Annotated in this window: 12 protein-coding genes; 8 read left to right on the forward strand and 4 right to left on the reverse strand. The window is 63.9% G+C overall.

Going from position 1 to position 12,251, the window contains the following annotated elements; genetic code table 11:
* Positions 1 to 96 precede the first annotated feature (96 nt).
* Both ACLCGK_RS10150 and ACLCGK_RS10155 read left to right on the forward strand, forming a co-directional pair.
* The gene (locus ACLCGK_RS10150) at positions 97 to 1,296 is read left to right on the forward strand and encodes a M16 family metallopeptidase (protein ID WP_410951925.1); all 1,200 of its coding nucleotides are present in this window, start codon (positions 97 to 99) and stop codon (positions 1,294 to 1,296) included.
* Positions 1,297 to 1,355: 59 nt separating this feature from the next.
* Positions 1,356 to 2,348 (forward strand): hydrolase, encoded by a 993-nt coding sequence (locus ACLCGK_RS10155; protein ID WP_085721769.1) that lies wholly within the window; start codon positions 1,356 to 1,358, stop codon positions 2,346 to 2,348.
* 128 nt (positions 2,349 to 2,476) lie between these two features.
* Here the strand turns inward: ACLCGK_RS10155 and ACLCGK_RS10160 are convergent, their stop codons facing one another.
* Together ACLCGK_RS10160 and ACLCGK_RS10165 are read right to left on the reverse strand one after the other, a co-directional pair.
* Positions 2,477 to 3,331 carry a sulfurtransferase gene (locus tag ACLCGK_RS10160; protein WP_410951926.1) on the reverse strand — a complete coding sequence of 285 codons (855 nt, stop codon included), beginning with the start codon at positions 3,329 to 3,331 and terminating at the stop codon, positions 2,477 to 2,479.
* 47 nt (positions 3,332 to 3,378) lie between these two features.
* Positions 3,379 to 4,044, reverse strand: a complete 666-nt coding sequence (locus ACLCGK_RS10165) for a TetR/AcrR family transcriptional regulator (protein ID WP_039612545.1) — start codon at positions 4,042 to 4,044, stop codon at positions 3,379 to 3,381.
* A 151-nt stretch (positions 4,045 to 4,195) separates the two neighbouring features.
* Between ACLCGK_RS10165 and ACLCGK_RS10170 the strand changes: the two genes are divergently transcribed.
* The 5 genes from ACLCGK_RS10170 (at position 4,196) to ACLCGK_RS10190 (ending at position 8,693) form a co-directional block, all read left to right on the forward strand.
* Positions 4,196 to 5,626, forward strand: a complete 1,431-nt coding sequence (locus tag ACLCGK_RS10170) for a coniferyl aldehyde dehydrogenase (RefSeq protein ID WP_410951927.1) — start codon at positions 4,196 to 4,198, stop codon at positions 5,624 to 5,626.
* 10 nt (positions 5,627 to 5,636) lie between these two features.
* Complete coding sequence (locus ACLCGK_RS10175) at positions 5,637 to 6,122, forward strand: twin-arginine translocation pathway signal protein (protein ID WP_182328843.1); 486 nt, start codon at positions 5,637 to 5,639, stop codon at positions 6,120 to 6,122.
* Between the two features lie 20 nt (positions 6,123 to 6,142).
* The gene (locus ACLCGK_RS10180) at positions 6,143 to 7,741 is read left to right on the forward strand and encodes a GMC family oxidoreductase N-terminal domain-containing protein (protein WP_410951928.1); all 1,599 of its coding nucleotides are present in this window, start codon (positions 6,143 to 6,145) and stop codon (positions 7,739 to 7,741) included.
* A 112-nt stretch (positions 7,742 to 7,853) separates the two neighbouring features.
* Positions 7,854 to 8,333: a pantetheine-phosphate adenylyltransferase gene (gene coaD / locus ACLCGK_RS10185; RefSeq protein WP_003249065.1), complete on the forward strand. Its 480-nt coding sequence runs from the start codon at positions 7,854 to 7,856 to the stop codon at positions 8,331 to 8,333.
* Positions 8,334 to 8,441: 108 nt separating this feature from the next.
* A complete protein-coding gene (locus tag ACLCGK_RS10190; RefSeq protein WP_003258518.1) occupies positions 8,442 to 8,693 on the forward strand; it encodes a YfhL family 4Fe-4S dicluster ferredoxin in 252 nt (83 codons plus the stop codon).
* Between the two features lie 111 nt (positions 8,694 to 8,804).
* On the opposite strand, the gene mutM is transcribed toward ACLCGK_RS10190, so the two are convergent.
* The gene (mutM, locus tag ACLCGK_RS10195) at positions 8,805 to 9,617 is read right to left on the reverse strand and encodes a bifunctional DNA-formamidopyrimidine glycosylase/DNA-(apurinic or apyrimidinic site) lyase (RefSeq protein WP_410951929.1); all 813 of its coding nucleotides are present in this window, start codon (positions 9,615 to 9,617) and stop codon (positions 8,805 to 8,807) included.
* A gap of 3 nt (positions 9,618 to 9,620) precedes the next feature.
* Positions 9,621 to 10,439, reverse strand: coding sequence for an HDOD domain-containing protein (locus tag ACLCGK_RS10200; protein ID WP_350013434.1), 819 nt, complete (start codon positions 10,437 to 10,439; stop codon positions 9,621 to 9,623).
* A 420-nt stretch (positions 10,440 to 10,859) separates the two neighbouring features.
* Between ACLCGK_RS10200 and ACLCGK_RS10205 the strand changes: the two genes are divergently transcribed.
* Positions 10,860 to 12,056 carry a class I SAM-dependent rRNA methyltransferase gene (locus ACLCGK_RS10205; RefSeq protein WP_238067036.1) on the forward strand — a complete coding sequence of 399 codons (1,197 nt, stop codon included), beginning with the start codon at positions 10,860 to 10,862 and terminating at the stop codon, positions 12,054 to 12,056.
* Positions 12,057 to 12,251 lie beyond the last annotated feature (195 nt).

The following is a 12,251-nucleotide window of genomic DNA, read 5'->3' on the forward strand; positions in this document are numbered from 1 at the left end:
GAGCTTGGCCAGGTACCGCCCTTGCAAGCCGCAGCCACGTGCTGGCAAACCACAAGCGGCACAAAGGTCAGCTTCATCGCAGATCATGAACGCCCGATGTTCGACCTGGCCTTGCGTTTTCGTGCTGGCAATGTGCTTGACGGGGCGAACCCGGGCCTGGCCGCAGTCACCCTGTACAGCCTCGACCAAGGGACTGGTGAACTCGATGCAGCCCAGTTTGCCGAGCAGTTGGCCGGGTACGGGGCCATCCTCGGCAGGAGGATCACCGATGACAGTGCCGTCATCACACTCCGCTGCCTGAGCTTGCCCACGATACGCTCCAGCGTGATGCAGCTGTTCACCCAGATGCTGGCATATCCTGCTTTCAGGGAGCCTGACGTGGCGAAAATCCGGGAGCGGCTGGCTTTCAACCGGGTCCGACAGGGCAGCCACCCCCTGATACGGCTTACCAACACCACGATGGCTCATGTTTTCCGTGATCATCCGTACGCTGCCAGCGCCACCACGACAGCCAGTGGTACCGTCAATGTCGAGCAGATCAGGGACTTCCACCAGAAGGCTTACTCGGCGAACAATCTGGATATTGGCTTGGTGGGGGACCTGAGCCGAGAAGATGCGGAGCAACTGATCGACGCACTCACCCGTGTCCTGCCGCAGAAGTGGGCCGCCGCTGCCCCGCCGCCACTACCCGAACACCCGCCAATCGTGCAGCACCTGGCCGCCGCCGGCAGCGCCACACGGGCGCTGTTGACGCTTTCCTCGAAAGCTTCACCAAGCAGCCCGCTATTTCCGGCCTTGACGCTACTAAACGTGATACTTGGCACCAGCTATGAATCACGCCTGACGCAAGAGTTGCGAACCCTGCGCAGCCTGACTTACGCAATCTACTCCGACCTCAACCCGCTGGATGCGGCATGCCTGCTGCAAATTCATTGGGACATCGCCCCGCAGTACCGCGATGCGGCAGCGGCCCTGGTGTCGGGGATTGTCGCGTGCCTGCGCGAACGAGGCCCCAGCCAGGCAGAATGCGACATCGCTGTGAAAGAAATTGCGGCCAAGCTGCATCACGACCTTGCAGACAGCGCCAAACTGGCCAGAGCACTTGCGACTTACAGCCACCAAGGGCTGCCAGGCGATCACCTTGCCACTTTTCTTGACAGGCTGCAGTCACTCACGCCAGCGAACCTGCGTGAAGCCGGGCAGGTGTGGTTGGGCAACGCGACGCAAGTGCTGGTGACCGTAGGCCCCGAGTCAATGCAGCTGCCACTGCCGGAAACAATGAAGGACGACCAATAGCGCAGGTACATCGGGGTTTTTCCATGGCATTCTAGGCACGCACAACATGAGTCGCCCACATGCCCAGCCCCAGCGCAACGTTCCGTCCAGCCCTCGGCCTTGCCAACCCCCACTTGCAAACCTTGTGGGGGCCATTGTGGCGAAAACTGCCAGAGCTGCAGCGCAACCGCGAGCGGCTATGGCTGGCCGATGGCGACTTCATCGACCTGGACTGGCACGGCCCGCACCAGCCCCACGCGCCGTTGGTGCTGGTCCTGCACGGTTTGACCGGCTCCTCCCACTCGCCCTACGTCAAAGGTTTGCAGCAAGCGCTGCACGGCCGCGGCTGGGCCAGCGTGGCGGTGAACTGGCGCGGTTGCTCGGGCGAGCCCAACCTGCTGCCACGCAGCTACCATTCCGGTGCCAGCGAAGACCTGGCCGAAATCGTCAGCCACCTGCGCGCCCAGCGCCCGTTGGCGCCGTTGTATGCGGTGGGTTATTCGCTGGGGGGCAATGTGCTGCTGAAATACCTTGGCGAAAGCGGTGTCGCCAGCCAGTTGCAGGCTGCGGTGGCAGTGTCGGTGCCGTTTCGCCTGGACCACTGCGCCGACCGCATCGGCCAGGGCTTTTCAAAGGTGTACCAGGCGCATTTCATGCGCGAGATGCTGGCTTATGTTCAGCTCAAGCAGCGGCACTTCCACGACAAGGGCCAGCATGAACGGCTGGCGACGCTGCAACGGCTGGGGCCGCTGGTCAATCTGCGCACGTTCTGGGAATTCGACGGCAAGGTCACCGCACCGCTGAACGGTTTTCGCGATGCGCACGACTACTACCGCCGCTCATCGAGCCATTTCTTCCTCGGCCAGAACCGCACACCGACGCTGATCATCCATTCCAGCGATGACCCTTTCGTCTCCGGCCACAGCCTGCCAACAGCCCGCGAACTGGCGCCGCAGACCCGCTTCGAACTGCACAGCCGCGGCGGCCATGTGGGCTTTGTCGATGGCAGCCTGCGCAACCCGGGCTATTACCTGGAGCGGCGGATTCCACAGTGGCTTGTGGAGGGTCAATAGGAGCTGCGGTTTTCATTGGCAGTACCGGCCTCATCGCCGGCAAGCCAGCTCCCACAGGTGTGGTATAGGCCTGATGGGCAGTGGTGTACCTGTGGGAGCTGGCTTGCCGGCGATGAGGCCGGGCCTGCTTACTCGCCAGTGGCTACGCCATGCTGCGGATCGTTGATCCACTCACTCCACGACCCGGCATACAGCTTGCCCAGCGGATACCCCGCCAACGCCAGGGCAAACAGGTTATGACACGCCGTCACCCCTGACCCGCAATACGCCACCAACTGCTCCGGTGCCCGCCCGGCCAGCTTCTCGGCAAAACGCTGCCTGAGCTGCTCTGGCGGCAAGAAGCGCCCGTCAGCATCCAGATTGTCGGTAAAGGCCGCACACTGGGCCCCCGGAATATGCCCCGCCACCGGATCGATCGGTTCCACTTCGCCACGGAAACGCGGCAAGGCACGCGCATCGATCAGGGTCAGGTCAGCGCTGCCCAGGCGCTTGCCCAGGTGCTCGGCATCGATCAGCAGCTTGCCGTCCGGCTCACCGTTGAAGGTGCCTTCCCGCTTGAGCGGCGGGTCCAGGCTGAGCGGCAGGTGCGCCGCATGCCAGGCCTTCAGGCCACCGTCGAGGATCGCTACACCGCTGCGCTTGCCCAGCCAGGCCAGCAGCCACCAGGCACGGGCGGCAAAAGCGCCAGGGCCGTCGTCGTACAGCACTACCTCGCTGTCATCGTCCAGGCCCCACTCACGCAGGCGCTCGACCAACCGGCGCGCATCCGGCAATGGGTGGCGCCCGGTGCGTCCCTTGCTCACAGGCCCGCTGAGGTCACGCTCCAGGTCGGCAAAATGCGCTCCGGCAATATGCCCCTGGGCATAGCTGCGTTGGCCATAGTCCACATCCTCGAGGGCAAAGCGGCAGTCGAGGATCACCAACTTGGGCGAGCCCAGACGCTCGGCCAACTGCTGCGGGGTGATCAATTGCGCAAGGGGCATGACAATCTCCTGATCGATGGCACTATCGATAACACTGAGGCCCTGGGTTAGTGCTCCAGGGCCTGGTTGAACGGTACATGGAATTCCTGGCAAAGGGCGTCCACCGCATTGCGGGCGTTGTCGGTGACGAAGCCGAGCTCCAGCACCAGTACCTGGTAGACGCCGCGCTTGAAGGCTTCTTCACCCAGATGCGCGGAATGTTCCCGCGTGGTGCTGAGAAAACGTACCCAGGACGTCAATACGATCCAGGCATTGATGGTCAGCGATTCGATCTGGGCTGGTGTCATGGCCAGGATGCCCGCCTCGACGAAACCGCGGTAGATCGCCTGGCCCTGACGCAGGCATCGTTCGGAAAAACGCCGATAACGTGCGGCCAGCTCCGGGTCGCTGTCCAGCAGGTGCTCCAGATCACGATGCAGAAAACGGTAGTTCCACATCGCCGCCAACAGCGCCTTCAGGTAGAAGCGCTTGTCCTCCACGGTCGCCGCACGGCCTTGCGGCGGGCGCAGGAAGCTGTCCACCAGTTCTTCGTACTGACTGAACAGCAAAGCGATGATCGCCTGCTTGTTGGGGAAGTGGTAATACAGGTTGCCGGGCGAAATTTCCATGTGCGCGGCAATGTGGTTGGTACTGACGCTGCGTTCGCCCTGCTGGTTGAACAGCTCCAGGCTGTTCTGCACGATGCGCTCTCGGGTCTTCATGCGCGGGGCCATGCTCAGCTCCCAGTCTGCGGGCCTTCAACAAAGGGGCATCTTACGGCGTATTGGCGGTGGAGTGCACCGCTCGATAAAGCGGAAAAATTCGCACCATGGTACAAATTAGAGTATAGGCTCTAGTGATTTCCTGCTCGGACTCGGAGCCGCCATGAACTCGCCCAGTGCCTTGCCCCCTGTGCAATTCGACCTCGACCTTGCGGCGACGTTCGCCACCCAACGTCAGGCCTTTGCCGGCAACCCACTGCCACCAGCTGCGCAGCGGCGTCAATGGCTGAAAAGCCTGCGGGAAGCCTTGCTGGCCAGCCAGGCCGAACTGATCGAGGCAATCGGCCAGGACTTTGAAGGGCGCAGCGCCGACGAAACCCTGCTGGCCGAGCTGCTGCCCTCGGTGCAAGGCCTGCGCCACGCCGAAAAACACCTGCGGCGCTGGATGCGCGCCAGCCGGCGCAGGGTCGGCCTGGCCTTCCAGCCGGCCAGCGCGCATGTGCGGTACCAACCCCTGGGCGTGGTCGGCATCATCGTGCCGTGGAATTACCCGCTGCTCCTTGCCATCGGCCCCCTGACCTGCGCTCTGGCCGCCGGTAATCGGGTCATGCTCAAGCTCAGCGAGGCCACGCCTGCCACTGGCCTGGCGCTGAAACGACTACTTGAGCAAGTGTTCCCCACCGATCTGGTCAGCGTGGTGCTCGGCGAGGTCGAGGTAGGCCAGGCCTTTGCCCGCCTGCCGTTCGATCACCTGTTGTTCACCGGCGCCACCAGCGTGGGGCGCAAGGTAATGCTGGCTGCGGCGCACAACCTGACCCCCGTCACCCTGGAGCTGGGTGGCAAGTCGCCAGCCATAGTCTCGGCCGACGTACCGCTGGACAGCGCCGCCGAACGCATTGCCTTCGGCAAGACCCTAAACGCCGGCCAGACCTGCGTCGCCCCCGACTACGTGCTGGTGCCACGCGAGCGCCTGGAGGCCTTCAGCGACGCCTACCAGCGTGCAGTACGCCGGCTATACCCGCGCATCGCCGACAACCCTGACTACACCGCAATCATCAACTCGCGCCAACTGCAGCGCTTGCAGCATTTACTGGACGATGCTCACGCCAAAGGAGCGCAGGTACTTGACCTGTACCCGGGTGAAACCCGCCAGGGCCGGCGCCTGCCACCACACCTGCTGCTGGGCGTGAACGATGACATGCAGGTGATGCAGGACGAAATCTTCGGCCCGCTGCTACCGCTGGTTCCCTACGACAGCCTCGAGCAGGCACTGGCCTACATCAACCAGCGCCCGCGCCCGCTGGCGCTGTACTACTTCGGCTATGACCGCGCCACACAGGAGCAGGTGCTGCGCCACACCCACTCCGGCGGAGTGTGCCTGAACGACACCCTGCTGCACGTGGCCCAGGACGACTTGCCGTTCGGCGGCATCGGCCCTTCAGGCATGGGCCATTACCATGGCCACGACGGCTTCCTGACCTTCAGCAAGGCCAAGGCTGTGCTGGCCAAGCAACGCTTCAACGCTGCCCGGCTGATCTACCCGCCTTATGGCAAAGCCTTGCAGCGCCTGGTCTTCAAGCTTTTCATCCGCTGAGGGCCGGCCCATGCACCGCCGCGAACTGCTGCGCTTCAGCCTTGGCGCCAGCGTCTTTCTGGCCGGTACCAGCCTGGTCGGCTGCAGCGCACAGACAGCCGCAACGGGTTACCGGGTACTGCGGGACGACGATCTGCCGATGTTGCGCGCGCTGATCCCGGTGGTACTGGCCGGCACCCAGGCCGCCGAGACACTGGTGCTGCATAGCCTCGACCACAAACTGGCAGCGCTTTCGCCGGAAATGCTCAAACTCACCCGGCAGTTGTTCGACGTGCTCAACCTGCCGCTCACCCGCGGCCCCCTGACCGGTGTCTGGGGCGCCTGGGAACGAGCCAGCGCCGCGCAGGTCACGGCCTTCCTGCAACGTTGGCAGGACAGCTCGCTGAATCTGCTGCGCATGGGCCACGCCTCGTTGCTGCAGTTGCTGCAGATGGCCTGGTACGAACGCCCCGAATCCTGGGCCGCCTGCGGCTACCCCGGGCCACCGAAAATCTGAAAACAACAAGAGCAGCACCAATGCCTGTACCCGACCCGTTTCGCCAAGGCCTGGAAAGCGGCTGGATCACCCACGACGCGTCGCGCCTGGAGCACGACCTCACGCTGGAAGCCGACGTTGCCGTGATCGGCAGCGGGGCCGGCGGCGCTACCAGCGCGCAAATGCTCAGCACTGCCGGCTTCAAGGTGCTGCTGATCGAAGAAGGCCCGCTGAAGACCAGCAGCGATTTCCACCTGCTGGAAAACGAAGCCTATGCCAGCCTGTACCAGGAAGGCCTGGGCCGCATGAGCAAGGACGGCGCCATCACCATCCTCCAGGGCCGCGCCGTGGGCGGCACCACGCTGGTCAACTGGACCTCGAGCTTTCGCACGCCGCCACAGACCCTGGCGCACTGGGCCGCAGCCCACAACGTGAGCGGCCTGGGCGAGGAGCAAATGCGCCCCTGGTTCGAGCGCATCGAGCAGGAACTGGGCATCACCCCCTGGGCCCTGCCACCGAACGCCAACAACGACGTACTGCGCCGTGGCTGCGAACAGCTGGGCTACCGCTGGGCGGTGATCCCGCGCAACGTGCGCGGCTGCTGGAACCTGGGCTACTGCGGCATGGGTTGCCCGGTGAATGCCAAGCAGTCGATGCTGGTAACGCGTATTCCCGCCACCCTTGAACAGGGCGGCGAGCTGCTGTACCTGGCTCGGGCCGAGCGCTTCGAGCACAACGGCGAGCGTATCCAGGGCCTGTCATGCCAGGCGCTGGATAGCCAGGGCATACACACCACAGGCCGGCAGGTCCGCGTTCGCGCGCGTCACTACATCCTTGCCGGTGGCGGCATCAACAGCCCGGCCCTGCTGCTGCGTTCCGACGCGCCCGACCCGCATGGCCGCCTGGGCAAACGGACCTTCCTGCACCTGGTCAACTTCAGCGCAGCACGCTTCAACGACCGTATCGACCCCTACTACGGCGCCCCACAGTCCATCTACAGCGACCACTTCCAATGGCAAGGCGGCAACGATGGCCCGATTGGCTACAAGCTGGAGGTGCCACCGCTGCACCCGGCCCTGGCCAGCACGCTGCTGGGCGGGCATGGCCACGAGAATGCCCAGCGCATGACCGAGCTGCCACATACCCACGTGATGCTGGCGCTGCTGCGTGACGGCTTCCACCCGCAAAGCCAGGGCGGGACCGTGGAGCTGCGCGGCGATGGCTCACCGGTGCTTGATTACCCGGTCACCGATTACCTGCGCGACGGCCTGCGCCGCGCCTATCGCAGCATGGCGCAGATCCAGTTCGCCGCTGGTGCCACCCAGGTCACCCCCGTGCACAGCGATGCCAGCGCCGCGTCCCGCCTGGAACACGCCTTGGCCATGATCGACAAGTTGCGCCTGGAGCCGTTCCGCACGCGCCTGGGCAGCGCTCACGTGATGGGTGGCTGCGCCCTTGGCGACGACCCGCGCCAGGCGGTATGCGACAGCCTGGGCCGCCATCACCAGCTGGAAAACCTGTCGGTTCACGATGGCTCACTGTTCCCCACCAGCATCGGCGCCAACCCGCAACTGTCAGTGTATGCCATCAGTGCCAGGCTCACCGAAGCACTGGTCGCCCGCCTGGCACACAGTGCATGACAAGGAACAGGCCCCCTGTCTATAGTGCCGTCAGCCGGCCGCATGACTTGGCCGGGGCGCCGTCGCTGCGCTACCATCCGACTCCCCAACGCACTCCAGCCAGGATGACGCGATGAACCGAGTGTTGTACCCGGGTACTTTCGACCCCATTACCAAAGGCCATGGCGACCTGGTCGAGCGCGCCTCGCGGCTGTTCGACCACGTGATCATCGCGGTGGCGGCCAGCCCGAAGAAAAACCCGCTGTTCCCGCTGGAACAACGGGTGGAGCTCGCCCGTGAGGTCACCAAGCACCTGCCCAATGTCGAAGTCATCGGCTTCTCCTCCCTGCTGGCGCATTTCGCCAAGGAGCAGGGCGCCAACGTCTTCCTGCGTGGCCTGCGTGCGGTGTCCGACTTCGAGTACGAGTTTCAGCTGGCGAACATGAACCGGCAACTGGCCCCCGACGTCGAGAGCCTGTTCCTCACGCCTTCGGAGCGTTATTCGTTCATTTCCTCGACCCTGGTCCGGGAAATTGCCGCGCTGGGTGGTGATATCAGCAAGTTCGTCCACCCAGTGGTGGCCGATGCGCTGACTGAACGCTTCAAGAAATGACCTTTAGCGGCTGATCATCGCGCCCGCGTGCACTGCGGGCGCGAATGCGGCACAATTGTGCCCACTGCGTTGAACATGCCCGGGCGCGGAGCCCCGGCCGGAGTCCCCATGTCCCTGATCATCACCGACGATTGCATCAACTGCGACGTCTGCGAACCCGAGTGCCCGAACGAGGCCATCTCCCAAGGCGAAGAGATCTACGTGATCGACCCTAACCTGTGCACCCAGTGCGTAGGCCATTACGACGAGCCGCAATGCCAGCAGGTCTGCCCGGTCGATTGCATCCCGCTGGATGAAGCGCACCCGGAAACCGAAGAAGAGCTGATGGCCAAGTACCGCCGGATTACTGGCAAGGACTGATATCAGGTCAGCCCTCATCGCCGGCAAGCCAGCTCCCACAGAGATATCATCGCTCTCGAGAGCTGTGCAGTACCTGTGGGAGCTGGCTTGCCGGCGATAGGGCCTCAAGCCTCAGCGCTGGCAACGCGGGCAATACACACTCGCCCTCTGCCCCAGCTTCACCTCGCGCAACTCCGTGCCACACACCTTGCACGGCTGCCCGCCCCGCCCGTACACGAACAATTCCTGCTGGAAGTACCCCGGCTGCCCGTCACCACCGATGAAGTCGCGTAGCGTGGTGCCGCCCTGTTCGATCGCCGCCGCCAGCACACGCTTGATCTCGATCGCCAGCTTCAAGTAGCGCGCCCGGGAAATCCCGCCCGCTTCCCGGCGGGGGTCGATGCCAGCGGCAAACAGCGCCTCGGTGGCGTAAATGTTGCCCACCCCCACCACTACCGCGTTATCCATGATGAACGGCTTGACCGCCATCGACCGCCCACGGGACACCTGGAACAGTCGCTCGCCGTCGAACAGGTCGGTCAGCGGTTCAGGCCCCAGGCGCAGCAGCAGTTCGTGATTGAGCGGGTCCAGGCTCCACAGCATCGCGCCAAAGCGGCGCGGGTCGGTGTAGCGCAGCATCAACCCCGACTCCAGCTCGATATCCACATGCTCATGCTTGGCCGCCGGCAAGCCCAGTTCGACCAGGCGCAGGTTGCCCGACATACCCAGGTGACTGATCAGGGTGCCGACCTCGGCATTGATCAACAGATACTTGGCGCGCCGCTCGACACTGACGATGCGCTGCCCCGACAGTCGCACATCCAGGTCTTCCGGAATCGGCCAGCGCAGGCGCCGGTCGCGCACCACTACCCGGCTGACACGCTGGCCTTCCAGATGGGGCGCAATACCGCGCCGGGTGGTTTCTACTTCTGGCAATTCCGGCATGTGTCAGTGCCCGCCCATCTCGCGAATGTTCTGCTTGAGGTTCTCGAAATCGTATTCCGACAAGCCAATGTAATCGAGCACCAGCGGGCCAACCACACTCCATTCGTGGTCCACGGCCTGGCTGCCCAGCACCCGGTACGATGCGCAGATGTGCTCGGCCATCTTCAGCACCGCCAGCAGGTTTTTCAGTTGGCTCTGGGTATTGCGCGCGCTCTCGTCGCGGAATACCGCCAGGGCGTTGTGGTGGTTGGCAATGGCCGCGCTGAGGTGCTCGGGCAGGCGCCAGGACTTGGCCGTGAAATAGCCGACCACCGAATGATTGGTGTTGAACGCGCGGTTTTCGGTGTCAACCACGCGAGTTTCCTCGTCGGCCTTGGCATAGGCGTCCTCCAGCACATCCATATAGTCGGGGAAGCGCTTGAGCATCAGCGGCACGCCACAGTCATGGAACAGGCCCAGGGTATAGGCCTCGTCTGCCGCCTGGATGCCGGTGCGCTTGGCCAGAGTGAGGCAGGTCATCGCCACGTCCTGGGCAGTGTCCCAGAAGCGGTTGAGGGTAACGATGGTCTCGTCGGTCATTTCACCCTTGATCGACTGGGCGTTGATCAGGTTGATGATCGAACGGCTGCCCAGCAGGTTCACCGCGCGCTGGATCGAACCGATCTTGTTGGAAAGGCCGAAATGCGGGGAATTGACCAGCTTGAGCAAGGCGCCCGACAGGCCCGGGTCCTGGGAAATCAGCTTGGCGATGGTTTCCAGGTCCGGGTCAGGCATGTACTGCTCGAACTGCAGGTCGACCATTATCTGCGGTTGCGGCGGGATGGTGATGCCTTGCAAGGCTTGCTGGATCTGTTCGGCGCTGAGTTCTTGGGACATACGTGCACACTCGTTTGGGACCGGCGATTTTAACCCCCTGAGGCTCGCCTTGACAGGTGCAGCGCCTGGGAGATCGAGCGCCGCCCGCGCGGCGCATCGCCGGCAAGCCAGCTCCCACATCTGTTTCGGGCCAGTTTTTCCTGAGGCATGCGCGCGCGGCCCCTTGGCGTCCACCTCGATATCGCGTTGAGCAAACAATGCGGTCGCGCGCGATGGCACAGGCGATACTGGCCCGAAACAAATGTGGGAGCTGGCTTGCCAGCGATGCGCCGCGCGGGCGGCGCTCGATCTCCCAGGCGCTGCACCTCTAAAGGCGAAAGCCCAGCAGACACGCTATAATCCCGCTCTTTTTCCCGGAGCGACGTCATGTCCCTGCCCAGCCTACGCCTCAAAGCCAATGCCGACCGCCGCCTGCGCGCCGGCCACCTGTGGGTCTACAGCAACGAAGTCGACGTCAGCGCGACCCCGCTGCAAGGCTTCCAGGCCGGCCAGCAGGCTGTTCTCGAGGCGGCCAACGGCAAGCCGCTGGGTATCGTCGCACTGAGCCCGAACAACCTGATCTGCGCCCGCCTGCTGTCGCGCGACGCCAAGCTGCCGCTGGACAAGTCGCTGCTGGTGCACCGCCTGAACGTCGCCCTGTCGCTGCGCCAGCGCCTGTTCGACCAACCGTGCTACCGCCTGGTCTATGGCGATTCCGACCTGTTGCCAGGCCTGGTGGTCGACCGCTTCTTCGACATCCTCGTGGTGCAATTGGCCTCCGCCACCATGGAAGCGCACAAGGACGACGTGATTGCAGCCCTGGTACAGGTGCTCAAGCCAAGCGGCATCCTGTTCAAGAACGACTCCTCCGCGCGTGACGCCGAAGGCCTGCAGCGCTATGTCGAGACCGTCTATGGCGAAGTGCCGGACTGGGTGCCGCTGGAAGAAAACGGCGTCAAGTTCGAAGCCCCGGTACGCGAAGGCCAGAAGACCGGCTGGTTCTACGACCACCGCATGAACCGTGCACGCCTGGCGCCGTACGTGAAAGGCAAGCGCGTGCTCGACCTGTTCAGCTACATCGGTGGCTGGGGCGTGCAAGCCGGTGCCTTCGGCGCCAGCGAAGTGTTCTGCGTCGATGCCTCGAGCTTTGCCCTGGACGGCGTCGAGCGTAACGCAGCCCTGAACGGCATCAGCGAGAAACTGACCTGCATCGAAGGCGATGTGTTTGAGGCCCTGCGCGAACTGAAGGCCGCCGAAGAGCGCTTCGACGTGATCATTGCCGACCCACCCGCCTTCATCAAGCGCAAGAAAGACCTGAAGAACGGCGAAGCGGCCTACCGCCGCCTGAACGAACAGGCCATGCGCATGCTGACCAAGGACGGCATCCTGGTCAGTGCCTCGTGCTCGATGCACCTGCCCGAGGACGACCTGCACAACATCCTGCTGACCAGCGCCCGTCACCTGGACCGCAACCTGCAGTTGCTCGAACGCGGCGGCCAAGGCCCGGACCACCCGGTGCACCCGGCCATCGCCGAAACCCGCTACATCAAGAGCATCACCTGCCGGTTGCTGCCAAACAGCTGATATCCGCTAAAAAGGGCCGCCAAGCGGCCCTTTCCTGCTGCAATCTCCCCGCCAGCTATCCACATCTGCATTCCCTCGCCGCGCCAGCGGTGTAGAATCGGCCTATTCATCGCCAGTCATCCCCGGCGGGTTTATGAGCTCTGCCCAAGCACGCGGCGATCCCGCGCGGTCTTCGGCCCCATCCGTGCCAGTGGC

The organism is Pseudomonas sp. S1(2024), assembly GCF_046557535.1.

Bases quoted from the DNA above. Each gene is read 5' to 3' on its own strand.
- ACLCGK_RS10170 (WP_410951927.1), top strand. From the start codon at position 4,196: ATGAACTCGCCCAGTGCCTTGCCCCCTGTGCAATTCGACCTCGACCTT.
- ACLCGK_RS10155 (WP_085721769.1), top strand. From the start codon at position 1,356: ATGCCCAGCCCCAGCGCAACGTTCCGTCCAGCCCTCGGCCTTGCCAAC.
- ACLCGK_RS10175 (WP_182328843.1), top strand. From the start codon at position 5,637: ATGCACCGCCGCGAACTGCTGCGCTTCAGCCTTGGCGCCAGCGTCTTT.
- ACLCGK_RS10180 (WP_410951928.1), top strand. From the start codon at position 6,143: ATGCCTGTACCCGACCCGTTTCGCCAAGGCCTGGAAAGCGGCTGGATC.
- mutM (WP_410951929.1), bottom strand. From the start codon at position 9,617: ATGCCGGAATTGCCAGAAGTAGAAACCACCCGGCGCGGTATTGCGCCC.
- ACLCGK_RS10165 (WP_039612545.1), bottom strand. From the start codon at position 4,044: ATGGCCCCGCGCATGAAGACCCGAGAGCGCATCGTGCAGAACAGCCTG.
- ACLCGK_RS10190 (WP_003258518.1), top strand. From the start codon at position 8,442: ATGTCCCTGATCATCACCGACGATTGCATCAACTGCGACGTCTGCGAA.
- ACLCGK_RS10160 (WP_410951926.1), bottom strand. From the start codon at position 3,331: ATGCCCCTTGCGCAATTGATCACCCCGCAGCAGTTGGCCGAGCGTCTG.
- ACLCGK_RS10150 (WP_410951925.1), top strand. From the start codon at position 97: ATGTTCGACCTGGCCTTGCGTTTTCGTGCTGGCAATGTGCTTGACGGG.
- coaD (WP_003249065.1), top strand. From the start codon at position 7,854: ATGAACCGAGTGTTGTACCCGGGTACTTTCGACCCCATTACCAAAGGC.
- ACLCGK_RS10205 (WP_238067036.1), top strand. From the start codon at position 10,860: ATGTCCCTGCCCAGCCTACGCCTCAAAGCCAATGCCGACCGCCGCCTG.